The sequence below is a fragment of the Planotetraspora thailandica genome (genome assembly GCF_016863335.1).
Lineage (GTDB): Bacteria > Actinomycetota > Actinomycetes > Streptosporangiales > Streptosporangiaceae > Planotetraspora > Planotetraspora thailandica.
Window position 1 is genome coordinate 71,755 of the sequence record NZ_BOOR01000038.1, and the last position, 22,816, is coordinate 94,570.

The following is a 22,816-nucleotide window of genomic DNA, read 5'->3' on the forward strand; positions in this document are numbered from 1 at the left end:
GGAAACCGAATGAAAATCTGTCCGCATGCGTGCGACGGCGAACGGCATCGAGATCTGCTACGAGGTCTTCGGGAAACCCACGGGCCGGCCCCTTCTGCTGGTCATGGGCCTCGGCATGCAGATGATCGGCTGGGATGAGGGCTTCATCGACCTTCTGGTGGACGCAGGTCACCAGGTCGCCAGATTCGACAACCGCGACTGCGGACTGTCCACCCACCTGGACGGCGCACCCGATCTCACGGCGGTGTACGGCGGCGACGCGTCGGCCGCGCCGTACCTGCTGGACGACATGGCCGACGACACGGCGGGCCTGCTCGACGCCATGGGCTGGACGAACGCCAACGTGGTCGGCGTGTCGATGGGCGGCATGATCGCGCAGGCGCTGGCGATCAGGCATCCCGGCCGCGTCCGCACGCTGACCTCGATCATGTCCACGACCGGCCCCCGTGTCGGGCGGCCGACCGAGGCGGCCCTGGCGATGCTGCTCACGCCGCCGTCATCCAGCCGGAACGCCGTGGTCGAGCGCGCGCTGGCCTCGTGGCAGGTGATCGGCTCGCCGGGATACCCGATGGACGCCGAACGTATAGCCCGGGTCGCCGGGATGGGCTACGACCGGTCCTACGACCCTCGGGGGACGACGCGTCAGCTCACCGCGATCCTGGCCTCGCCCGACCGGGCCGAGGGCCTGCGCGGGCTGGCGATCCCGGCCCTGGTGATCCACGGAGAGGACGACCCGCTGGTGACGCCGCCCGGCGGCGCCGCCACCGCCGACGCGATCCCGGGGGCCAAGCTCCTGACGTTTCCCGGCATGGGCCACGACATGCCCCGCGCGTTGTGGCCGGTGTTCGTCGAGGCCATCGCCGAGTTGACGGGCCGGGAAGCCGCCGGCTGACGGCCTCCCTGGCCCGGTGGTCCTCAAACTTCGAGCTTGTCCTCGATCACGCGCAGGTGGTGCCGGGCCATCGCGAGGTTGGCCCGGTTGCGGTCCAGGGCGAGGTAGAGGAACAGGCCCTTGCCGCTCCGGCCCGCGAGCGGCCGGATGATGTGGTACTGGGAACTCAGCGTGATGAGGATGTCCTCGATGCTGTCCTGGAGCTGGAGGGCGTCCATGGCCCGCAGCTTGGCCTTGACGACCTCGGTGTTGGCCGCCGCGGCGATCTGGAGGTCGAGCTCCTTGGAGCCGCCGAGGGTGCCCAGCGCCATGCCGCTCCCGTAGTCGACGACCGCCGCCCCGATCGCGCCGTCGATGGCCAGCATCTCCTTGAGGGAAATGTCCATATTAGGCATGCGTTCTTCTCCTGTTCCGATGTTCGGTGATTAACCTCGTTCGACGATGGCGGCGAGTTTCTCCGCCGTTTTGCGGCCCTCTCTCCGGAGCAGGCCGAGATTGGCGCCCGGGCCCGCGAGAACGGTGAGGACGAGTTTTGGCCCCGCGGCATAGCACGCGGCATATCCCTCCGTCCCGGAGACCAGGGTCTCTTCGAGCCGGCCGACTTTGGCGAGATCGGTCATCCGGCGGCTGAGCGACAGCAGCGCCGACGTGAGCGCGGCCGTCTGCTCGGTGTCGGCCGGCATGTCCGTCGTCACGAGCATGCCGTCCACCGTGCAGGTGAGCGCACCGGTGATCTCCGGCGTACGGCTCCGGAGCAGGACGATCTCCTCGTGTATGTCGCGGCGCAGATCCATCGGGACCCCCTTTCCGGCCCGCTTGAGCCACGAGCGCGTGATCACTACAGCGCCTCCAGGGCGTCACGCAGCCTGATGAGCAGGTTCACATCGGTCGGGTCCGCCTGCGGTGGGCGCGGCCGGGCCGGCGTGTCCCGGGCGGGCCCGGCCGCCTTCCGTTTCGGCAGGGCCGGCGCGTCCACCTCGGCCTGTACGGCCAGCAGTCCCGCCGCGGCGAGTTCCCGTACGGCGAGCAGCGTCGCGTACGCCGGACGCCCCAGACGGCGGGCCAGGTCGACGGGGGTCGCCGTGGAGTCCGCGGCGACCAGCAGCTCCCACTGATGTGCGGTGAGGAGGACATGTCCGCCGCCGAGCCGCTCCACCGGGACGACCGGCCGGTCGTCGAGCTCGGCCGACGGCCAGGTGCGCTCCAACTGTTCCGTCCTCCGCTCGCATTCGCGGAACAGGCCGGGGATGTCGAAGAACCAGTGCGCGCCGAGCCAGTGGGTGTCTCCGTCCTTGAACCTGCATCGAGGCGCTCCCGAACGCAGCAGGAAGAACGACGCGTCCAGCGTCGCCCCCAGGGCGCTGAACTCGAGCTCGCCCCGGCTGAGCACGCCCTTGTTGACGAGGAGGTCACCGCCGTCGGCCTCGGGACCGGAGGCCTGCCGTACGCCGCGCACCCCGGTGGCGGTGATCCGGCCGGAGGCGGTGAGCAGTTCTTCGATTCCGGGCGTGGTCGCGCTCTCGGCGTACGACACGCGCCCGCGGGTGAGGTAGACCGTTCCCTCCTTGCCCACGCGCACGGAGCCGGTGGCGTTGTCGCGGGCGAGTCCGGTCAGGACGGCGTCCAGAGTGGGAGGGGCCATGGGTCACTGTGCCGTCGACTGTGCTGTCGACTGGGCCGTCAGCTGGTCCGTCAGCTGGTCCGTGATGGTGCACAGCCGCCGCCGCGCTAGGGCGAGGTTCGAGCGCTCGAGATCCATGCGCAGGCAGATCAGCAGAGTGCCCTGCACGGCCATCTCGATCGGCCTGATGAGGTGGTAGCTCGTCTCCGTGGTAATGATCATGTCGTCTATTCGCACGGTTCCTTCCGGGGAGGCCATCGCGACCCCCTCCAGAGCCGCACGGAAGGTCTCGGTGAGGCCGGCCGCCGACCTGACGGGGTCGGGCACCCCCTTGCCGAGAATCGCCATGCCACTGATGGGTTCCACCAGGATCGCGTCGAGCGCGCCCGGAATCGACATGACCTCCGAGAGGCAGCCTTCGATCCCGATCACGTCAACTCCTCGCCGTTCAGCCGATGTAGCGCGGCCAACATTAGAGAAGCCGGTGGCGTCATTCCGGCGTCGCGGAGAGTCGAAAAGACATCAGATGGACGATTCATCCACTCTGAATAAGTTCTGTCCCTCTCGGTGGAACGTGCCTATTTTTCGTGAGATCTGTTCGGATTGCTGACAATTTGTAGGGCATGCCGGAAAAGTTCAGGATTCCGAGGTGGATCAATGCAAGCCCTCCCGTACGGGAGCCGGTCCGGGCCTCTCACGGGGGCCGTGCCGTACGGGGGCCGGGCGGAAGCCGTACAGAATGGAGGCGTGGAGCGGATTCTGGTCAGCGCGTGCCTGCTCGGCAGACGGGTGCGGTACGACGGGGGCGCCAAGACCAGCGACGACGAGACGCTCGCCGCCTGGAGGGCGGAGGGGCGGCTCGTGCCGCTCTGCCCCGAGGTCGAGGGCGGACTGCCCGTCCCGCGCCCGCCCGCGGAGATCGAGGGAGGCGTCGGCGGGGCCGCCGTGCTCGCGGGCGCGGCGAGGATCCTGACACCGGACGGCGACGACGTGACCAACGCGTTCCTGTCCGGCGCACAGCAGGCGCTGGCCGTCGCGAAGTCCTTCGGCGTGCGGATGGCGATCCTCAAGGAGGGCAGCCCGTCGTGCGGGCCGTTGCGGATCTACGACGGCACCTTCCGCGGCCATGTGACCCCCGGTCAGGGGGTCACGGCGGCGCTCCTGGAGGCCAACGGCATCCGCGTCTTCGGCGAGGACCGCATCCCGGAGGCCGCCGCCCACCTGGCCGGCCTCATGGAGACGCTCAGGGAGACAGCGGGTCCGGGGCCGGATCCAGATCGTGAGAGTCGATGAGGGCCTTCTCGTCCGGTTTGTAGACCAGGACGTTGTCGACGTAGGACTTCACCGCCGCCTCCAGGCCGACGTCCTTGCCGGCCGCCTCCGACATGAACCAGCGGTGGTCGAGCACCTCGTGGAACAGCTGCGCGGGCTCCAGCTTGCGCCGCAGGTCGGCCGGGATGGCGTTGACCACCGGCTGAAAGACCTCCGCCAGCCAGCGGTGGGCCACGATGGCCTCGTCCTCGTGGCGCAGGCCGTTGGACACCCGGAACGAGTCGAGGTCGTTGAGGAGCCGCCTGGCCTGGTTCTCCTCGACGTCGAGGCCGGTCAGCCTGAGCAGGCGCCGCTGGTGGTGGCCGGCGTCGACGACCTTGGGCCGTACGAGCAGCCGCGACGTGCCGGCCTTGCGGCGGATCATCATCTCCGCGACGTCGAACCCGAGCGAGTTGAGCCGGCGCACCCGCTGGTCCACCCGGTGCCAGTCGACCTCTTCGATGATCTCGTCCTGCGTCAGCTCGTCCCACAGCCGGTTGTAGCGCTCGACGAGCTGCTCGGAGAAGGCGAGCGGGTCGATCGTCGGGTGAAGCAGCCCGCCGGCCTCCAGATCGAGCATCTCGCCATAGATGTTCATGTGCGCGACCTCGATGTCGTAGGACCGCTGTCCCTCGGTGAGCGCGGGGTGGATCTCGCCGGTCTCCGCGTCGACCAGGTAAGCGGCGAAGGCGCCCGCGTCCCTGCGGAAGAGGGCGTTCGACAACGAGCAGTCGCCCCAATAGAACCCGTTCAGGTGGAGCCGTACGAGCAGGACGGCCAGCGCGTCCAGCAGGCGGGTCAGCGTGTCGGGCCGCACCGAGCCGGACAGCACGGCGCGGTAGGGCAGCGAGAACTGCAGGTGCCGGGTGATCAGCGCGGAGTCGAGCTCCGAGCCGTCCGCGGTGGTCCTGCCGGTCACGACCGCGACCGGTTCGACCGCGGGGGCGTCGAGCCGGGCCAGATCCCACAGGAGTTTGTACTCCCGCTTGGCGTACCTCGCGCTGATCTCCTTGATGGCGTAGACGCGGCCGGAGAGGCGGACGAAGCGCACGACGTGCCGGGAGATGCCCCGGGGCAGCGTCACCAGATGCTGGGCGGGCCAGTCTTCGAGGGGGATGTCCCAGGGCAGCCGGATCAGCTCGGGGTCACCGGGCGCGCCGGTCATCTGCAGGGGCACGACTGCTCCTAGTTTCGGGGTTTTCATCACAAGTGTCACGGATAGAGTCGAGCGTTATGACACTGCACGACGAATTCCTCGACTGGTACCTGGACGCCTATCCGGTCAGGGCGGCGCTGCTCGGAGCCGACGGTCATGACCGTACGTTGGGCGACTTCAGCGCGGCCGGCTTCTCCGCCAGGGAGCGGGCCGAGGAACAGTGGCTGCGGCGGCTCACCTCGGAATCGCCCGGCTCCTTCGACTCGCTCGACGACGAGATCGACCGGGGCCTCGTCGTCTCGCACCTGCGCGGCTCCGTCGCCTCCGCCCGCCGGCCGGAGTGGCGGCGCGATCCCGCCCCGTACCTCGGTGCGATCTTCGGGTCGTTGTTCACGCCGTTCCAGCAGCGGCTCAAGCCGGAGGCGGAGCTGGTCGAGGCCGCCGTCGCGCGCCTGGCCGAGGTGCCCGCCGTGCTGGCCGCCTGCCGGGACAACCTCGACCCCGATCTCGCCTCCGACCTGCTCGTCAAGCGCGGACTGGATCAGGCCCGTACGGCACGGCACTTCCTGACCGTCACCCTGCCGGCCGAGGTGCGCGACGAAGACCTGCGGGCCCGGCTGGCGGCGGCGGCCGAACCCGCCGCGGACGCGTTCGACAAGCTCGTCGCCTTCCTCGACGACTTTGAGGCGCACGGAAGCTGGCGGATGGGGGAGGAGCTCTATTCGACGCTCCTGCGCGAGCGGGAGATGCTCGGGTACGGCGCCTCCGAGTTGCACGACAAGGGTCTGGCGGCGTGGGACGAGCTCGACGCGCGCATGCGCGAGGTCGCCCAGCGGCTCGGCTCCGCCGACTGGCGTGCGGTGATGGAGTCGCTTCAGGACGACCACCCGCCGACGCTGGAGGCCATGCGCGCCGAGTACGAGGCCGAGACGCTGCGCGCCCGCGACTTCGCCCGCGACCGCGACCTGGTCACCTTCCCCGACGGTGAGAACTGCCAGGTGCTGCCGTCGCCCGAGTTCCAGCGGCCGCTGATCGCCGTGGCGAGCTACCTCGCGCCGCCCCCGCTCACGACCTCGACGGCCGGCGTCTTCTTCGTGCCCTACACCCCGGACGGCTTCACCGAGGAGCAGGTACGGCAACGCCTGCGCACCAACTCCCGGGCCCAGATGCCGTCGATCGCGGTGCACGAGGCATACCCGGGGCACCACTGGCACCTGTCGTACCTCACGGGCACGCCCAGGAGGGCGCGGAAGATCTTCCGTACGCCGTACTTCGTCGAGGGCTGGGCGCTCTACGTCGAGAAGGTCATGCACGAGCAGGGCTATTTCGACACGCCCCAGACGGAGCTGGCCCACCTGGACTGCCGCATCTTCCGCGCCGCCCGCATGGTGGTGGACACCGCCCTGCACTGCGGCGACATGTCGATCGCCGAGGCCGAGGAGTTCATGGCCACCAAGGCGTCGCTGTCGCCGGGCACGGCCAAGGGCGAGGTCGGGCGATACTGCGCCTGGCCGACGCAGGCGCCGTCCTATCTGACGGGCGCGATCGAGATCGAGCGCATCCGAGCTGATTACACCGGAGATCTCAGGACATTTCATGATTCGATCGCGGGGTCCGGAGGGCTTCCGCTGGGGCTGGCCAGGAAGGCGGTCATCCCGGCCTAGCCGTACATTGCATGATCACGCTTGCCGTCCGCGCAGGTGGGAGGGCGTAGTGGCGAACTTCTGCATGATCACGAACACGGTCGGCGCAGGTGGGACGGGGTGTGCGCGAAGATCTGCATGATCACGCACAAGGGGTGTGCAGGTCGGGGTGCCTGCGCGTGAAGTTCTGCATGATCACGGGGAGGGTGGGGGGGTGAAGGCTCGGATGATCACGTCGGTCAGCTGCTCTTCGGTCAGGACGGTCGGGGTGCCGATCCCGAGGGCGCGGACATAGACCTCGCACAACCATTCCAGCAGCCGGGTGGCCTCGAACGCCTTGTCCAGGGTGGACCCGATGGTCACGCCCCCGTGGTTGGCCATCAACGCCGCCTGCTTGCCGTTCAACGCCTCCCGGACGTTGGCGGCCAGCTCCGGCGTGCCGTACGTCGCGTATTCGGCCACGCGGACGCTGCCGCCCAGCAGCAGCGAGTTGTAGTGGATCGGGGGCAGCTCGGTCTTGGTGGTCGCCACGACCGCGCCGAACACCGAATGGGTGTGCACCACCGCTCCCGCCCCGGTGGCGTCGTACACCGCCAGATGCATGGGCGTCTCCGACGATGGGGGCAGGTCGCCGTCCACGACGGTGCCGTTCATGTCGACGATGGGGCAGTCCTTCGGCGTGAGCCGTTCGAGGGCGACGCCGGATGGGGTGACGGCCACCAGGTCGCCGTCTCTCACGCTGAGGTTGCCGGACGTGCCGATGACCAGCCCGAGGTCGGCGGCGCGCCTGCCGTGCTCGCACAGTTGCCGCCGGAGCTCTTCCATGGTTGGGAATCTAGACGATCGCCCGAAATAACGACAACCCGGTCTATACCAGTTGGCTCGTGCACGATCGTTAACTTGCATCTGTTATGGGGTCATCCGACCTTTGCTCCACCTGCACAAACGGGGTTATAGTCAGTGATCGTCGGCGCGGATTCATCCCAGTCGGGTTACGGGTTGGTCTAGACCGACCGCTACATCTTGACGCTCTCTTGGCGGCGGTCGTACGGTCCACCAAACGTTTAGGAAACTTTCCTAATTGACCCCCGCTCAGGAGAGTCGATGACCCAGACCCCCCGCGAGATCACCCGGCGTCAGATGATCCAGCGTGTTGGCCTGACCGCACTCGTCGCCGGCCCCGCCGTCGGCCTGCTCAGCTCGTGCGCCACCTCCAGTGGCTCCGACACTCCGTCCGCTGCCCCCAGTGCGGCCGCCACCTCGGCGACCAACCCCTTCGGCGTCAAGGCCGATGCGCCTCTCGAGGTCGTGATCTTCAAGGGCGGTTACAGCGACGAGTACGCGACCCAGTCGCACGAGCCGCTGTACAAGAAGGAATTCCCCCAGGCGCAGATCAAGCACCAGGGTATCCAGACGATCAGCCAGACCCTCACCCCGCGCTTCGCCAGCGGCGACGTGCCGGACGTCGTGAACAACTCCGGCACCGACATGCTCGACGGCGGCGCGCTCATCGGCGCGGGCCAGCTCCTCGACCTCACCCCGCTGTTCGCGGCGCCCTCGATCGACGACCCCAGCAAGACGGTCAAGGACACGATCGTCCCCGGCACCGTCGAGTCGGGCTTCGGCGGCGACCCCGCCAAGCCGTACACGCTGAACTACGTCTACACGGCGTACGGCCTCTGGTACGACGCGAAGCTGTTCGAGAAGAACGGCTGGACCCCCCCGAAGACGTTCGACGAGTTCAAGACCTTCGCCGAGACCGCCAAGGGCAAGGGCATCACGCCTTACGCCTACGCCGGCAAGAACGCCTCCTACTACCAGTACTGGATGATCCTGATCTCCGCGGCCAAGATCGGCGGCAACGAGATCCTGCTCAACATCGACAACCTGGTCGACAACGCCTGGAACGCCGACGCGGTCAAGCAGGCCGCCGCCGCGTGGGCCGAGATCGGCAAGTACATGGACAAGTCCTACGAGGGCCTGATCCACACCGAGGTCCAGACCCAGCAGAACCAGGGCAAGGTGGCCCTCTACCCCTCGGGCTCGTGGCTGGAGTCGGAGCAGGCCAAGGACACCCCGGCCGGCTTCGAGTACGCCATGGCGCCGACCCCGTCGGTGGCCGCGAGTGACAAGCTGCCCTACGAGGCGATCCGCGCCGCCGCCGCCGAGGGCTACGTCGTGCCGTCCAAGGGCAAGAACCCGCAGGGCGGCCTCGAGTACCTGCGCGTCATGTTGTCGAAGGAGGCCGCCAAGGCCTTCACCGAGAAGACCAAGAGCCTCACGGTCGTCGTCGGCGCCACCGAGGGCATGACCCTGTCGCCCGGCCTGACCAGCGTCGTCGCCGCCCAGACGGCCGCCGGCCAGAACGTGGTCACCTACTCGCTGTTCGAAACCTGGTACAAGGAGCTCGAGACCGAGCTGCGCAAGCAGACCAACGCTCTGATGTTCGGCCGTATCAGCGCCGACGAGTTCTGCGCCAACATGCAGAAGGCGGCGGACAAGACCAAGGCCGACTCCTCCATCAACAAGCAGTCCCGGAGCGTGTGATCCGATGCGGCATGGCAAGCTGACGCCGGCGGCGCTACGGAAGTACGGGTTCATCACGTCCTTCCTCGCGGTTCCGGTGCTCCTCTACGTGGTCTTCGTGGTCTGGCAGTACATCCAGGCCTTCCAGATCTCGTTCACCAATTCGAGGGGGATCTCGCCCAAATTCGACTACGTCGGCTTCGACAACTTCACCCAGTTGTTCCAGGACGACGTCTTCTGGGCGGCCGTGCGCCACCACGTGGTGCTTCTGCTTGCCATGCCGCTGATCACCATCGCCATCGCGCTCTTCTTCTCCTTCCTGCTCAACCTCGGCGGAGGGCAGCGGAACGGGCGGATGGTCGGTGTGCCCGGCTCGGCCTTCTACAAGATCGTTTTCTTCTTCCCCCAGGTCCTCGCGGTCGCCATCGTCGGCGTGCTGTTCCAGGCGATCCTTCGCCCGGACAAGGCCGGCGTCTTCAACAGCGCCCTCGGCGCGGTCGGCATCGACCCGGTGGGCTGGCTGATCGCACCCGGCCTGGCCCTGTGGACCATCATCGGTGTCATGGTCTGGCAGGCCGTCGGCTTCTATGTCGTGCTGTTCTCCGCCGGCATGGCGACCATCCCCAAGGACGTCTTCGAAGCGGCCTCGCTCGACGGAGCGGGGCGTTTCACGCTGTTCTTCAAGATCACGATCCCGCTGTTGTGGGACACCCTCCAGGTCGGCTGGGTCTACCTCGGCATCGCCGCCTTCGACGGGTTCGCGCTGGTGCAGGTGCTGTCGGTGGACCGCGGAGGCCCCGACAACGCGACGACCGTGCTCCCGCTGGAGATCTGGCGCAACGCCTTCACCTACTCCAAGTACGGCGTGGCCTCCGCCATGGGCGTCGCGCTGTTCTTCATGACGCTGACATTCGCGGTGCTCACCCTCCGGGTGACCCGGCGCGAGAGGATCGAGTTCTAGCCGTGGCGACCGATGTGATGCCCGTGGCCCCGAACAAGGCCGTGACCTCCCCCCGGCCCGGCCGGCGCTCGATCAACGTCTTCTCCGGCCTGTCCCACGTGGCCCTGGTGATCTGGGCGATCCTGGTCATCTTCCCGATCGTCTGGACGTTTCTGGCGTCGTTCAAGACCAACACCGAGCTATTCGGCGACCACCCGCTCGCGATGCCCCAGAACTTCGACTGGAGCTCCTGGGGGCGCGCGTGGGACAAGGCCCACATCGGGCTTTACATGATCAACACGGTGAAGGTCGTGGCGATCTCCACGTTCCTCACGATGTTGTTCGGCTCCATGGCGGCCTACGTGCTGGCGCGCTACACCTTCTTCGGCAACCGGGCGATCTACCTGTTGTTCGTCTCGGGACTGTCGTTCCCCGTGTTCCTCGCGCTGGCGCCGCTCTGGCTGACGATGAAGAACCTCGGCCTGCTGGGCACGCACACCGGCCTGGTCCTGGTCTACGTGGCCTACTCGCTGCCGTTCACCGTCTTCTTCCTCACCGCCTTCTTCAGAACCCTGCCGACCTCGGTCGGCGAAGCGGCGATGATGGACGGCTGCTCCCACACCCGCACGTTCTTCCAGATCATGCTGCCGATGGCCAAGCCCGGCCTGATCAGCATCACGATCTTCAACGTGATCGGGCAGTGGAACCAGTACCTCCTGCCGATCGTCCTGCTCCCCGGAGACGCCCAGGACAAGTGGCTGATCACGCAGGGCATCGCCAACATCTCGACCAACGCGGGATATGAGGCCGACTGGGCGGGGCTGTTCGCGGCGCTCAGCATGGCGATCATCCCTGTGCTGATCGTCTACATCATCTTCCAGCGTCAGATCCAGTCGGGCCTGACCAGCGGAGCGGTCAAGTAGATCAAGTAACGTGGCGGTGGTTCCGCGTCCGGGCGATTCGTGATGTCCTGTGCGCATGGACGACGCTTCCGAATGGCAACGGGACGGGGACACGATCCGCCGCACCGTGGTCGCCTCCGACTTCCGTACGGCCATCGCGATCGTGAACGAGATCGCCGAGCAGGCCGAGGCGCTGAACCACCACCCTGACATCGACATCCGGTGGCGCACGTTGCACCTGGCGCTGACCACGCACGACGCGGGCGGGCTCACCGATCTCGACTACAAGCTCGCCGCCCGGATCGACGGCATCGTGGCCGATCACCAGGCCTAGGCCGCCCCCCCCTCCCCCTTGGTGATCATGCAGAAGTTCGCCCGCACATGGTCTGGCCTGCACTTTTCATGGGCGTGATCATGCAGATCTTCGGCAAGATGTGCGCTGAGCTGGGCTTTCGCCGTTCGTGATCATGCACGGCATGGGTGTGCTCACGGCCGGCCCGCGATCGGCGGCCGCGAAGCGACCCCCGCACGTGCATGATCACGGCCGATGAAGTGCCAGGTCGCGAGCAATGCCGGCGAATTTCTGCATGATCACGAACTGCAGAGGTGCAGGTCACAGCGGTCGCCGCCGAACTTCTGCATGATCACGCGGGATTTTTCAGCCGAAGACGGCCGGCGGGGGGACGGGAGACAACACCGCGTCCCCGTCGTGGATGGGGCGGGCTCCCGCGATGAACTTCGCGAGGTCCTCGCCCCACATGCACCTGGCCTGGGTGAGCCCGCCGGCCGCCTTCCTCGTCAGCGGCCCGGTCGGCAGCTCGGCGGCGGAGGCGGCGATCACCAGGTTGCCGAAGCGGCGCCCCCGCAGGATGCCGGGCTCACCCAGCAGGGCGACGTGCCCGAACACCTCTCCGACCGTGGCGATGACCCGCTTGGCGAACGCCAGACCCCTGCCGTCGGCCACGTTGACGACCAGCGTCCCCGCCGGCCGCAGCACCCGGGCCACCTGGGCCATGTATTCGGCGGTGGCCAGGTCGATCGGCATCGTCGCGCCGGTGAAGGCGTCGAGCACGAACAGGTCGGCGGAGCGGTCCGGCAGCGCGGCCGTGGCCGCACGGCCGTCGGCGATCCGCACCTTGAGCCGGGGCACCGACTTCAGCCGGAGCTGGTCGCGGACGAGCTGGACGAGCCCTTCGTCGGGTTCCACCACGATGTGCCGGGAGCCCGGCCTGCCCGCGGAGAGGTAGCGCGGCACCGTGCAGGCGCCCCCGCCGACGTGCACGGCGTCAAGCGGCCCCGGGGGCAGGCAGTCGGCGACGGCGGCGATCAGCTGGACGTAGGAGAACTCGAGGTAGGACGGGTCGGCGAGGTCGACGTACGACTGCGGCACCCCGTCCACGCTCAGCATCCAGCCGTCGGGCCTGTCGAGGTCGCGCATCAGCTCCACCTCGCCGAAGGTCACCGGATAGCGGCCTGGGAGCGGCTCCTTTTCCCTCGCCACCGAGATTCTCCTTCAACGTGATATAAGCACTCGTAACCGCAGGCACCCCCCCACGAGAGGCTCGGCCTCCATGTCAAACCGTACGCGCACGCGGGCCCTGCTCGTCCTCATCACGGTCGCCGGAGCCATCTTCATCACCAGCATCCTCAGTGTCCTGAGGTCGGGGGAGGACGCCCCCGCCGGGGCCGTCTCCACGCCTTCTCCGTCGCTCATGCCGGAGGTGGAGGGCTCGCCTGACAAGACGGCCACGAGCTACCTGAAGGCGTGGGCGGCGGCCGACTACGCGGCGATGCGGGAGCTGACCGACGAGCCGCCGTCCGACTTCGAGGCCAGGCACCAGGCGTTCGAGGAGACGCTGGCCGCGCGGTCGCTGCGGCTGACCCCGGGGGAGGTCGTCAGCACCGGGGACGGCACTGCGGAAGTCCCCTTCACGGAGGTCCGCGAACTGCGGGACTACGGCAGGTGGTCGTACCGTTCGACGCTCCACCTGGGCGTGCGCGACTACACCTGGAAGGTGTTGTGGACGCCCGCCGTCCTGCATCCCGATCTCGCCCCGGGCGGCGAGGTCGAGCGGCGGGACACCCCGGCGACGGCCCGGGCGTTCACAACCAGTGAGGGGCGCAGGTTCCCCGAGGGCAGCGACGCCGAGCGGTACCTCCAGAAGCTCGCGGACACCGTTCCACTGGAGGAGGGCGAGCCGGTCGGCTGGGAGGTCAGGATCCAGAATCCGGGCGCTCGGGCTGAGCGGCTGGTGGCCTACGAGCCTGAGCGGAAGAAGAAGGACGTCAGGACAACGATCGAATGGGAGGTGCAGGCCGCGGCGGCCCGGGCGCTCGACGGGGTGAAGCATCCCGCCGCCGTCGTCGTGGTGCGTCCGTCGACCGGCGAGATCCTCGCCGTGGCCGACCGCCTGGGCGGCAGGAAGGCGTTCGAGCAGAAGTACGCCCCGGGGTCGACGTTCAAGACCGTCACGGCGTCGGCGCTCCTGCGGTCGGGGATGTCCACGGAGACGATGGTCGACTGCCCGGCCTCCTACCAGATCCCGGGCGGCCGGAGCATCCCCAACTTCCGCGACGAGGAGCACGGCTCGGTCACGCTGCGCCGGGCGTTCGCGTTGTCCTGCAACACCTCCTTCGCAAGGCTCGCGGTCGAACGGCTGGACGCCGGCAGCCTTATGGAGGAGACCCAGGTGTTCGGGTTCGGGGCGTCCCTGGCGACCGGGGCGGGCGGCACCTGCGGGAGCATGCGCAGCCCGGATAACGACGACGCCCTCGCCGAGGACTCCTTCGGCCAGGGCACGGTCGAGGCCACCCCGCTGTGCATGGCGCTGGTGGCGGCGGCGGTGCAGAGCGGCGAATGGAGGCCGCCGCGCCTGCTCGCCTCGGTGCCCGGCCGGGACCAGCCGCCGACCGTCAGCCTGCCCTTCGGCGTTGCGGCCGGGCTGCGCACGATGATGAACGCGGTCACCTCCGGCGGCACGGCGTCCGGCGCCGGGCTGCCCGCGGGGGCGGCGGGCAAGACCGGTACCGCCGAGGACTGGCAGGGCGGAGCCGACCACTCCTGGTTCATCGGATACTGGGGCGATCTGGCTTTCTCGGTGTTCATCGAGCACGGCGGGACGGGTCGTGACGCCGCGGTTCCGGTGGCCGGCCGGTTCCTCCGGGCGTTGTAATCCAAACCACAACCTACGGTGCCGTAAGTTACGCTAACGTAGGTTTCATGACGACGATCACTGTGGATCGGCCCGCCAAGCCGAAGCTCCGGGGCTGGCTGCACGCCGGAGCGCTGCCCGCGACGCTGCTCGGCGGGTTCCTCTTGGTGGCGCTCGGCCCGACCCTCCACGCCCGCCTGGCCTCGGTCGTCTACGCCATCACGTCCGGCCTGCTCTTCGGCGTCTCGGCGGCATACCACCGCGGCAGGCTCTCCCCGCGTGTGACCGAGGTGCTGCACCGCTTCGACCACGCCAACATCTACCTGATGATCGCGGGCACCTACACCCCCTTCGCCGTGCTCGCGCTCGACGGGGTCGCCCGGGTGGCCGTCCTGTCGGTGATCTGGACGGGCGCGGCCGTCGGCGTCACCTTCCGGGTGTTGTGGCTGCGCGCCCCCCGCTGGCTCTACACGGCGCTCTACATCGGCCTCGGCTGGACCGCCATGTTCGTCATGCCTCAGCTCTTCGCGGGGGCGGGCGTGGCCGCCGGGGTGCTGGTGCTCGCCGGCGGCCTGTTCTACACCGCCGGCGCCGTCGTGTACGGCCTGCGCCGTCCCGACCCGTCTCCCCGGTGGTTCGGCTTCCACGAGGTCTTCCACGCCTTCACCCTGGCCGCCTACGTCGCGCAGTACGTGGCCGTCTCCCTGGTGGTGTACGCCGCCGCCTGATCGAGGCCGATGTGTCCTGCGGCGACCGAAGGGACGAAAAATGTTCTCCTAAAGGCATAGTTTTGTGGAAACTGTTCACAGGTATCGCCAGATGTGGGGGAATTGTGTTGTTCCCTACGTAGGCCGGAGGCGACATGGACCCGAGCGCTGTGCACGACGGCTTGGCCAGGCATCTTCTCGTGGACGGCTACCGCCTGGTGCTCGACCTTGATCGGAGCGCGGGGTCGTGGCTGGTGGACATCCGTGACGGCCGGAGATACCTGGACTTCTACACGTTCTTCGCGTCTGCGCCTTTGGGGATGAACCCCTTCTCCGACGATCCCGAGTTCACGGCGCTGCTCGGCCGGGTCGCCGCCAACAAGCCCGCCAACTCCGACCTCTACACCGTGCATCTCGCCGAGTTCGTCGAGACCTTCCAACGGGTGCTCGGCGATCCCGAGCTGCCCCACCTGTTCTTCGTCGAGGGCGGCGCACTGGCCGTGGAGAACGCGCTCAAATGCGCCTTCGACTGGAAGAGCCGGTGGAACGAGGCCAACGGCCGCCACCCCGGCCTGGGCACCAAGGTCCTCCACCTCACCCGGGCCTTCCACGGCCGCAGCGGCTACACGCTCTCGCTGACCAACACCGACCCGGTCAAGACCGACAGGTTCCCCAAGTTCGGCTGGCCCAGGATCGACGTGCCCGCGATCCACTTCGGAGAGGTCGAGAAGGCCGAGGAGCGCGCCCTCGCCCAGGCTCGCGAGGCGTTCGCCCGCTTCCGCCATGACATCGCCTGCTTCATCGCCGAGCCGATCCAGGGTGAGGGCGGCGACAACCACATGCGGCCCGAGTTCCTGCGGGCCATGCAAGATCTGTGCCACGACAACGACGCGTTGTTCGTCGTCGACGAGGTGCAGACCGGTGTCGGCCTCACGGGCTCCCCCTGGGCGTACCAGCAGCTCGGCCTGGCCCCCGACATCGTGGCCTTCGCCAAGAAGGTGCAGGTCGGCGGCGTCATGGCCGGTCGCAGGGTGGATCTGGTGCCCGACAACGTGTTCACGGTCAGCGGCAGGATCAACTCGACGTGGGGCGGCGGGCTGGTCGACATGGTTCGCTCCCGCCGCATGCTGGAGATCATCGAACGCGACGGGCTGATCCCCAGGGCGGCCGTCCTGGGCGAGAAGCTGCTCGGGACGCTCAAGGGGCTGGAGACCGAGGGCCTGATCGCCAACGCCCGGGGGCGGGGCCTGATGTGTGCCTTCGACGTGCCCGACCCGCAGGAGCTGGTCGCCCGGCTCCGCGAGGAGGAGGCCATCCTCGTCCTGTCCTGCGGTGAGCGGTCCGTACGGCTGAGGCCGGCCCTGTCGATCCAGCCGGACGAGGTGGAACACGGTCTGGCGGGCCTGCGCAGGGCGCTGACGCGCGTCCCCGCCGTCGCCCCCTGAGCCCGGTGCGATGACTACCGGGACGGGGACGGGTCCTCACGCTCCCGGATCGGCTCCGCCCAGCCAGCGGCCGATCGCCGTGACACGCGACTCGACGCCCAGCTTGGCATAGATGCGGTTGACGTGGTTCTTGACGGTCTTCTCGCTCAGGAACAGGCGTTCGGCGATCTGGCCGTTGGAGTGACCTGTGGCGATCAGATCCATGACCTCGGTCTCGCGTTTGCTCAGTCCCATTCCGGTGCGGTCGTCGACTCTCATCCGGCCTCCGTTAAGAGTCAAAGATCGCCGAGGCCCCCCGCCCATGCGGCGTTGCGGTCGTCTGTGAGCATAACTCGCAATATCGACTTTTGGGGGCAATGCCAGCTGACTTGCTCGCGTCAGCATCATGATTTCTCGCAAAAGCGCAAAACGTGAACGGCCGGTCCACAAGGACCGGCCGTTCACAATCAGGGTGAGTGATGGGACTTGAACCCACGACATCCAGGACCACAACCTGGCGCTCTGCCAGCTGAGCTACACCCACCATGTCCGCCGTTCAGCACGGCGTACGAGAAAAGTGTAGCGGCATTCGGGGACCGCGCGCTCCATCCGGCGATCAGGTCGCCGAGATCGCCTCAGCGACCTCGCGGGCGGTGGCCGAGTCGGGCCCCGGCTGGGGCACGAAGACCGCGGCCCGGTAGTAGCGCAGCTCCCTGATGCTCTCGGTGATGTCCGCGAGCGCCCGGTGGCCCCCCTGCTTCTCCGGGGAGGCGAAGTACACCCGCGGGTACCACCGCCGGGCCAGCTCCTTGATCGAGGAGACGTCGATCATCCGGTAGTGCAGGAAGGTGTCCACCCCGGGCATGTCGCGCGCGATGAACGACCGGTCCGTCGCGATCGAGTTGCCGCACAGGGGGGCCTTCTTGGGGTCGGTGACGTGGCCGCGGATGTAGTCGAGCACGATCGCCTCGGCCTCGGCCAGCGTCACACCGCCGGACAACGCCTGCAGGAGCCCCGAGGCGGTGTGCATCTCCCTGACCACGTCCGACATCTGGGCCAGCGACTCCGGCGGGGGTTTGATGACGACGTCGACGCCCTCGTCCAACTGGTTCAGCTCGCCGTCGGTCACCACACAGGCCACCTCGACGAGCGCGTCACGGCCGAGGTCGAGCCCGGTCATCTCACAGTCGATCCAGACCAGCAGGTCAGTCATGACACAAGCGTAGTAGGGCCTTCAGCGGGCTTCGAGCGAGTGCACGACTCGATCGAGCACCGACTGATCGAGGTTGTCGGGGACGGAGACGTACAGCAGGGACGGCCGCTGACCCTGACCACGATCTACCAGGACGAACGCCCCCTTCTCGGTCTGCCACTTCCAGCCGTTCGCCTGGGCCGTCTTCGAGAAGTCCATGTCGAATTCGAGGATCCACGCCTTGTGCCCGCTGACGTCCATGGCCTTGTCGCTCAGGATCTTCCGCTCGTGCGGTGGCGAGTAGAAGAGCTGCTCGTAGGCGTTCAGGAGCGACTTCGTGGTCGACTGGAGATCGCGCGGTCCTCCGTACGGCACGGCCGGGGCCAGCGGCCCGGTGTAGATCGAGGCGATCCAGTCGTCACCCTGGCCGTCGTAGTTCTCCTGCGCCACGGTGAGGCAGGCGCTCGTCCACACGGGCAACTGGGGGTTGGTCGGGTCGTTGATCTGCGGTGTCGTGGGGACGCTCCAGTCGCCGCCGGGGAAGGCGTAGGAGAGGCCGGAGGTCGTGTCGGAGATCCGGCCGTTCGCCGGCTGCGGAAGCCGGACTCCGGGAGGCGCGTCCTGCGGCCCCTGCTCCGGCGGCACGATCGAGTCGAGCGGCGCAGGAACCGGTTGTGAAGCCGTCGTGGTGCGGTCCTGCGTGAAGAACACGACGGCGGTGATCGCGACGACGAGCGCCACCACGACCGCGATGCTTCCGGTGATCCACGGCCAGATCGCCGGGGACTTCGGCGACGGACCCCCGAAGCCGTACGGCCCGTACCCCTGAGGGCTGTAACCACCCTGGGGCCAGTGGCCACCGGCCCCGTGCGGCGGGGTGCCGAACCCCTGCGACGGGCCCCCGGACTGTTCGGGGCTTCCCCAGCCCGGCTGGGCGGACCGCAACGGCGATCTCAGCGGCGCGGTCGGCTGCTCGGGGGGTGAGGCCGTGGCCTCGCGGGCGTGCGTCGCGTCCGTCCACTGGGAGCCGTCCCACCAACGCAGTAACGGAGATCCGTACGGGTCGGGGTACCAACCGGCGGGAGTCGTCGTCATGGAGACACACTAGTTAAGTCAGCATTTGTACGAGAAACTGGCTTTGTCCTGTATGGCCTTCCCGGACGCGGTGGGGGCCAGGACCCGCAGAGTGGCGGTGCCCCGGAAGGTCGACCGCCCGCTCACCTTCCAGTGCAGGGGGAGCTCCACCGACGTCGAGCCTGCGAGCACCCGCACGTTCTGCTCGGCCGGCTTCTGCCCGTCGCTGCGCACCCAGACGTAGCGGATGGTTCCGGCGCCCCCGTTGGTGGTGACGACGCCCGTGATGTCTGCCGTGCTGTCGCAGCCCATGGTCTTCTTCGGCGCGCGTACGTCGACCTTCTCGACCGCGACGTCCACGGTGGACGCCTGCCGCAACCAGAAGACGACCAGCGCCGCGACGATCGCCAGCGCGATCGCGCCCGCCCACGCCAGCCCGCCCCGCCTGCGGCGGGGCCGCCGGACCGGTCTGCGTGACCTGCCCGGCTTCGGCTCGAGCGTGGCCAACTGGTCCTGCCCCGAACGCCAGATCTGCTCCGCCGTACTCTCCGTCGGCACCCCCGGCCCGAAGCGCATCACCACGTCGGCGTCCTGATCGACCGGGGCACCGGTCTCCGCGCTGTACGGCGGGGCGCCGCCGGGGGCGTGGCCGTACGCGGGCGGAGCCGTGCGGTCCTGGGGGGCGCCGGCGTGCAGCAACGTGACGACCTGCCCGGGATCGGGCGCGGGCGGCGGGGGAGAGGTGGGCACGTCGGCGGCGGCCCATCGATGCAGGGTCTGCACCAGCCTGTCCCGGGTCGTGAAGCCGGGGGGAAGGGCGTCGCGGCCCATGATGAGCGTGTCACGGGCGGCCGCCAGCCCGGCTGCGGGTGCGGCTGCGGCGGCCCGCTCGATGAGCCGCGCGGCGTCGCCGTCCGCCCAGGCGCCCCCGAGAGAGCGGGCCAGCGCCGACCAGGCGGCGACGTCACGCTCGACAGGAGGCGTGTCGCCGAGCAGCGCGGCCAGCAGCCCTCGCTCGGCCAGCAGAGCCGACCCGTCCTCCGCGATCACGACCGTTCCCGGGTGCAGCGCGCCATGGGTGAGACCGGCCGAATGCAAGGCCAGCAGGGCTTGGGCGGTCTCCACCAGGACCGTTCCAGCGGCGCCCGCGTCAGGGCGATCACCTGGTTCCATGAGGAGCTCGGCGACCGTCGGCGTCGCCCTGCGTGAGGCGATCAGCCAGACCTCGCCGCGTGCGGTGACCAGGTCGGCGACCGGGAGGAGACCGGAGGCGCCGCCGCGCAGGAGCCACCGGTCGGCGCCGGCGGCGGAGACCAGTCGCTCGCGTGACCCCGGCGCGGCGAACGCCCGGGGGTCGAACCGCAGCACGCTCGACGGCGTGCCGTCAGGCGAGATCGCGTCGTACCAGATGCCGAGCTCGCTGACCCGGGTGCGTCCGGTGAGCCGGTGTCCCGAGATGGTCGCGCCGTCGCCCATCTACCGCCGCCTCCGATGCCTTCCGCTCATTCGCCTCGCCGCCGACGTGGCGGGGAACAGGCCGACGCCGATCAGGCCCACGGCCAGGGCGCCCACGGGCGGCTCGGACGGCGCCGGCGATATGCCTGGCGCCGTGCCCATCCCGATCCGGGAGATGACGGGCGGCGGCTGTGGAGAGTCGGATTCGGACGGCGTCGGCGTGGGGGTGGTGCTGCTGCCACCTGACGGACTCGGCGACGGTGAGGGGCTGGCGGAAGGGCTCTTCGTCGGTTTGCTCGACGGTTTTCCCGTCGGCTTGACAGGAGGCTTCGGCTTCCCCGGCGTGCTCGCCGGCGGGTTCGCAGGAGGATTGGCGGGCGGGTTGGCCGGAGGTTGCTGCGGCTCCGTGGCCGGGGTCGTGGTCGTCGCCTCGGGAGTTGGCGAGGGTTCCTCCGAGGGCGTGTCCTCGGGGGACGCGTCCGGGTCGTCCGTCGCCGGGTCGTCGGTCGCAGGGTCGGCGGGGGCGGCGGGAGACTGCGTGCTCGTGCCTGCCTGGAGGGTGGTGTCGCTGGACATCGACCCGACCACGGCCACCGCGCTCCCGGCGATCACCGCCATCCCGACCAGGGTGACGCCGATCTTGACGCCGGTCTTGCGGAAGAGGCCGCGGCCCAGTCTGGTCTCGGCGACCTCGGTGCCGACCTCGGGCACCTCGTCGGCGAGCGGGAAGAAGGGGATCAGCAGCCCGGCGAGCACGGCCAGGCGCCGCCGTCCCTTCTCCTCCCAGCCGGGGCCGTACGCCTCGTGCGCGACGGCTTCCAGTTCGTTGATGAACGCCTCGGCGTTCTGGGGGCGGTCACCGGCGTACTTCGCCATGCCCGCTTCGATGAGCCCGTGCAGCGCAGGCGGCACCTCTTCCACGGGCGGCGGCGTGACCCGGTGCTGCTGGGCCAGCGCGGCCAGGTTCTGCGCGCGGAAGGGGCGGGTGCCGGTGAGGCACTCGAAGAAGACGACGGTGGCGGCGTAGACGTCGGTCGCCGGGCTCGAGGGCGCGCCCGACCACTGCTCGGGCGCCATGTAGGGCGGGGTGCCGCTCACCGTCGCGCCCTCGCCGGCGCGTACGGCGATGCCGAAGTCGACCAGCTTGCTGTTGCCGTCGGCCTGGACCATGACGTTTTCCGGCTTGTAGTCCCGGTGGACCATGCCGGTTTCGTGTACGGCGGCCAGGCCGAGCAGCGATCCCTTCAGTACGGCCAGGGCCGCCTCCGGGCCCGTGGGGCCTTCGGAGCGGAGCATCGCGCGCAGCGACACGCCGTTGATCAGCTCCATGACGATGGCGGCGCCCTGGGGCGTCTCCAGGTATTCGTAGAAGCGCGCGGCGTGCGGGTTGGGCGGCATCGTGGCGAGCAGGCGGGCCTCGTGGCGGAACCTGGCGACGAAGACGAGGTCCGACAAGAGCTCGTCGGACAGGTACTTGATCGCTACCAGGATGTCGTTGCCGTCGTGCCGGGCGAGCGCGACCCTGCCGGTCGCCCCGCTGCCGAGTTCACGCAGCTCGGTGTAGCCCGGGACGCCCCAGGTGCCCGTTTGGCCGTACATCTGGTCTCCTCATCGCCCGGACGAGACCGTAGCTTAATCAGATTGTGCCCGGTGAGATGAAAAGTCATGAAACAGTAATCGAGACTTGTCAAATAGTGCAATCGGGATTTTTCGCTTCGTCGTCATCGACGGCATCGCCCCGGCGGCATCGGGTCAGGGGCGTCAGGGCGGCGGAGGATCCGTACGGTGCCGGGCCAGAGGCGGCAGCCGCCTGACGGCGGCGATCGCGGCCCGCACGGGAGGCAGGACGCGGGTGAGGGCCCCGGCGCGCCGCCGGTCCGGTTGCGGCCGGTTGAGCGGGAACGACGCCGCCAGCGCCGCCGCGGCGGAGGCGGCTCCGCGCCTGCCGCGTTCCTCCCATCCCGCGCCGCACGCGGCGGAGGCGACCTCGCCGAGTTCGGAGACGAACATCGCCGCGCTGGCCGGGCGCAGCGCCGGGTCGCCGGCCAGGCCCCGCCCCGCGACGGCGCGCAGCGGCTCCAGCAGCCCCGCCACATGACCGGCCCTGGCATCGGGTGACGGCGCCCGGCCGGTCAGGCACTCGTAGAAGACCGCCGTCGCCGCGTACATGTCCGAGGCCGCGGAGGCGGGGCGTCCCGCCGCGAGTTCGGGCGCGAGATATTCCGCCGATCCGGCCCGTAGGGCCAAGCCCAGCCCGGCGAGCTTGCTCGTGCCGTCGCCCTGCACGAGCACCCGCTCGGGCCGGTGGTCGCCGTGGACGACGCCCGCCTCGTGCGCGGCGGCGAGGCCGAGCAGGGAGTCCTTGAGCACGACGAGGGCCGTTTCCGGCGTGATCGTCGCCGGGCGGCGCAGTAGCGCCCGCAGTGTGGCCCCGTTGACCACCTCCATGACGACGGCCGCCCCCTGTGGGCCCTCGGCGTAGCCGTACACACGGGCGAGGTGCGGGTCGTCGAGCTCCATCAGGATCCGGGCCCGCTCGCGGAACCGCCCGGCGAAACCGGGCTCCCGCCGCGCATCCTCGGGGAGATAGCCGATGGCCACGCGGGCGCCGGTCATCTCGTTCACGGCCAGCACCACCCGGCCGTCCGCGTCTGATCGGCCCGGGTTCCCGGGGTCGCCCGGCTTCCCGGGTTCGCCGTCCGGGCCGAGCCTGCGCACCTCGGCGTATCCGGGCACGCGCCAGCCTCCGGGGCCGCTCATGGCATCTCCAGGGTCTGGGAGGAACGGGGTAGCCCAAAGTGTGCCCAATCGGACAGGCCTG

The 22,816-nt window shown here is 69.1% G+C and carries 23 protein-coding genes and 1 tRNA gene; 10 read left to right on the forward strand and 14 right to left on the reverse strand.

Features of this window, described 5'->3' with window-relative positions; all coding sequences use genetic code 11:
* Nucleotides 1–25: 25 nt before the first annotated feature.
* On the forward strand, nt 26–892 hold the full coding sequence (locus Pth03_RS25180; RefSeq protein ID WP_203946850.1) for an alpha/beta fold hydrolase: 867 nt from the start codon (nt 26–28) through the stop codon (nt 890–892).
* A 23-nt stretch (nt 893–915) separates the two neighbouring features.
* Here the strand turns inward: Pth03_RS25180 and Pth03_RS25185 are convergent, their stop codons facing one another.
* The 4 genes from Pth03_RS25185 to Pth03_RS25200 are packed head-to-tail and all read right to left on the reverse strand — an operon-like array spanning nt 916 to nt 2,945.
* Entirely contained in the window at nt 916–1,287 is a 372-nt protein-coding gene (locus Pth03_RS25185) for a hypothetical protein (protein ID WP_203946851.1), read from the reverse strand.
* 30 nt (nt 1,288–1,317) lie between these two features.
* Nucleotides 1,318–1,686, reverse strand: a complete 369-nt coding sequence (locus Pth03_RS25190; protein WP_203946852.1) for a roadblock/LC7 domain-containing protein — start codon at nt 1,684–1,686, stop codon at nt 1,318–1,320.
* Nucleotides 1,687–1,730: 44 nt separating this feature from the next.
* Entirely contained in the window at nt 1,731–2,534 is an 804-nt protein-coding gene (locus tag Pth03_RS25195; RefSeq protein WP_203946853.1) for a hypothetical protein, read from the reverse strand.
* 3 nt (nt 2,535–2,537) lie between these two features.
* Nucleotides 2,538–2,945, reverse strand: coding sequence for a roadblock/LC7 domain-containing protein (locus Pth03_RS25200; RefSeq protein WP_203946854.1), 408 nt, complete (start codon nt 2,943–2,945; stop codon nt 2,538–2,540).
* A gap of 315 nt (nt 2,946–3,260) precedes the next feature.
* Between Pth03_RS25200 and Pth03_RS25205 the strand changes: the two genes are divergently transcribed.
* Nucleotides 3,261–3,806: a 2-thiouracil desulfurase family protein gene (locus tag Pth03_RS25205; RefSeq protein ID WP_203946855.1), complete on the forward strand. Its 546-nt coding sequence runs from the start codon at nt 3,261–3,263 to the stop codon at nt 3,804–3,806.
* Here Pth03_RS25205 and Pth03_RS25210 read toward each other — a convergent pair.
* The gene (locus Pth03_RS25210; protein ID WP_203946856.1) at nt 3,757–5,001 is read right to left on the reverse strand and encodes a DUF4032 domain-containing protein; all 1,245 of its coding nucleotides are present in this window, start codon (nt 4,999–5,001) and stop codon (nt 3,757–3,759) included. The genes Pth03_RS25205 and Pth03_RS25210 overlap by 50 nt on opposite strands.
* Before the next feature lie 56 nt (nt 5,002–5,057).
* Here Pth03_RS25210 and Pth03_RS25215 point away from each other — a divergent pair, with 56 nt between their 5' ends.
* A complete protein-coding gene (locus Pth03_RS25215) occupies nt 5,058–6,644 on the forward strand; it encodes a DUF885 domain-containing protein (protein ID WP_203946857.1) in 1,587 nt (528 codons plus the stop codon).
* Between the two features lie 174 nt (nt 6,645–6,818).
* Here the strand turns inward: Pth03_RS25215 and Pth03_RS25220 are convergent, their stop codons facing one another.
* Complete coding sequence (locus Pth03_RS25220) at nt 6,819–7,448, reverse strand: class II aldolase/adducin family protein (RefSeq protein WP_203946858.1); 630 nt, start codon at nt 7,446–7,448, stop codon at nt 6,819–6,821.
* Nucleotides 7,449–7,727: 279 nt separating this feature from the next.
* On the opposite strand from Pth03_RS25220, the gene ngcE reads away from it, so the two are divergent.
* From ngcE to Pth03_RS25240, 4 genes are read left to right on the forward strand one after another with little or no spacing between them, the layout of a single operon-like run.
* On the forward strand, nt 7,728–9,170 hold the full coding sequence (gene ngcE / locus Pth03_RS25225) for an N-acetylglucosamine/diacetylchitobiose ABC transporter substrate-binding protein (protein WP_203946859.1): 1,443 nt from the start codon (nt 7,728–7,730) through the stop codon (nt 9,168–9,170).
* 4 nt (nt 9,171–9,174) lie between these two features.
* On the forward strand, nt 9,175–10,110 hold the full coding sequence (locus tag Pth03_RS25230; RefSeq protein ID WP_203946860.1) for a carbohydrate ABC transporter permease: 936 nt from the start codon (nt 9,175–9,177) through the stop codon (nt 10,108–10,110).
* 2 nt (nt 10,111–10,112) lie between these two features.
* Nucleotides 10,113–11,012: a carbohydrate ABC transporter permease gene (locus tag Pth03_RS25235; RefSeq protein ID WP_239119344.1), complete on the forward strand. Its 900-nt coding sequence runs from the start codon at nt 10,113–10,115 to the stop codon at nt 11,010–11,012.
* Between the two features lie 55 nt (nt 11,013–11,067).
* Nucleotides 11,068–11,325, forward strand: coding sequence for a 4a-hydroxytetrahydrobiopterin dehydratase (locus Pth03_RS25240; RefSeq protein WP_203946861.1), 258 nt, complete (start codon nt 11,068–11,070; stop codon nt 11,323–11,325).
* Between the two features lie 324 nt (nt 11,326–11,649).
* Here Pth03_RS25240 and Pth03_RS25245 read toward each other — a convergent pair whose 3' ends face one another.
* On the reverse strand, nt 11,650–12,429 hold the full coding sequence (locus tag Pth03_RS25245; RefSeq protein ID WP_203946918.1) for a spermidine synthase: 780 nt from the start codon (nt 12,427–12,429) through the stop codon (nt 11,650–11,652).
* Between the two features lie 133 nt (nt 12,430–12,562).
* On the opposite strand from Pth03_RS25245, the gene Pth03_RS25250 reads away from it, so the two are divergent.
* The 3 genes from Pth03_RS25250 to lat all read left to right on the forward strand — a co-directional run bounded on the left by Pth03_RS25250 (nt 12,563) and on the right by lat (nt 16,295).
* Nucleotides 12,563–14,164 carry a penicillin-binding transpeptidase domain-containing protein gene (locus tag Pth03_RS25250; protein WP_203946862.1) on the forward strand — a complete coding sequence of 534 codons (1,602 nt, stop codon included), beginning with the start codon at nt 12,563–12,565 and terminating at the stop codon, nt 14,162–14,164.
* Nucleotides 14,165–14,211: 47 nt separating this feature from the next.
* On the forward strand, nt 14,212–14,871 hold the full coding sequence (gene trhA / locus Pth03_RS25255) for a PAQR family membrane homeostasis protein TrhA (RefSeq protein ID WP_203946863.1): 660 nt from the start codon (nt 14,212–14,214) through the stop codon (nt 14,869–14,871).
* Nucleotides 14,872–15,005: 134 nt separating this feature from the next.
* The gene (lat, locus tag Pth03_RS25260; protein WP_203946864.1) at nt 15,006–16,295 is read left to right on the forward strand and encodes an L-lysine 6-transaminase; all 1,290 of its coding nucleotides are present in this window, start codon (nt 15,006–15,008) and stop codon (nt 16,293–16,295) included.
* 36 nt (nt 16,296–16,331) lie between these two features.
* Here lat and Pth03_RS25265 read toward each other — a convergent pair whose 3' ends face one another.
* The 7 genes from Pth03_RS25265 to Pth03_RS25295 form a co-directional block, all read right to left on the reverse strand.
* On the reverse strand, nt 16,332–16,553 hold the full coding sequence (locus Pth03_RS25265) for a helix-turn-helix domain-containing protein (protein ID WP_203946865.1): 222 nt from the start codon (nt 16,551–16,553) through the stop codon (nt 16,332–16,334).
* A gap of 192 nt (nt 16,554–16,745) precedes the next feature.
* Nucleotides 16,746–16,818 (reverse strand) — tRNA-His (locus tag Pth03_RS25270).
* 72 nt (nt 16,819–16,890) lie between these two features.
* Nucleotides 16,891–17,487, reverse strand: coding sequence for an oligoribonuclease (gene orn / locus Pth03_RS25275; protein ID WP_203946866.1), 597 nt, complete (start codon nt 17,485–17,487; stop codon nt 16,891–16,893).
* A gap of 21 nt (nt 17,488–17,508) precedes the next feature.
* Nucleotides 17,509–18,561 carry a DUF2510 domain-containing protein gene (locus Pth03_RS25280; RefSeq protein ID WP_203946867.1) on the reverse strand — a complete coding sequence of 351 codons (1,053 nt, stop codon included), beginning with the start codon at nt 18,559–18,561 and terminating at the stop codon, nt 17,509–17,511.
* Between the two features lie 18 nt (nt 18,562–18,579).
* Entirely contained in the window at nt 18,580–20,016 is a 1,437-nt protein-coding gene (locus Pth03_RS25285) for a protein kinase family protein (RefSeq protein WP_203946868.1), read from the reverse strand.
* A complete protein-coding gene (locus tag Pth03_RS25290) occupies nt 20,017–21,594 on the reverse strand; it encodes a serine/threonine-protein kinase (RefSeq protein ID WP_203946869.1) in 1,578 nt (525 codons plus the stop codon).
* A 162-nt stretch (nt 21,595–21,756) separates the two neighbouring features.
* Nucleotides 21,757–22,755 carry a serine/threonine-protein kinase gene (locus tag Pth03_RS25295; protein WP_203946870.1) on the reverse strand — a complete coding sequence of 333 codons (999 nt, stop codon included), beginning with the start codon at nt 22,753–22,755 and terminating at the stop codon, nt 21,757–21,759.
* Nucleotides 22,756–22,816 lie beyond the last annotated feature (61 nt).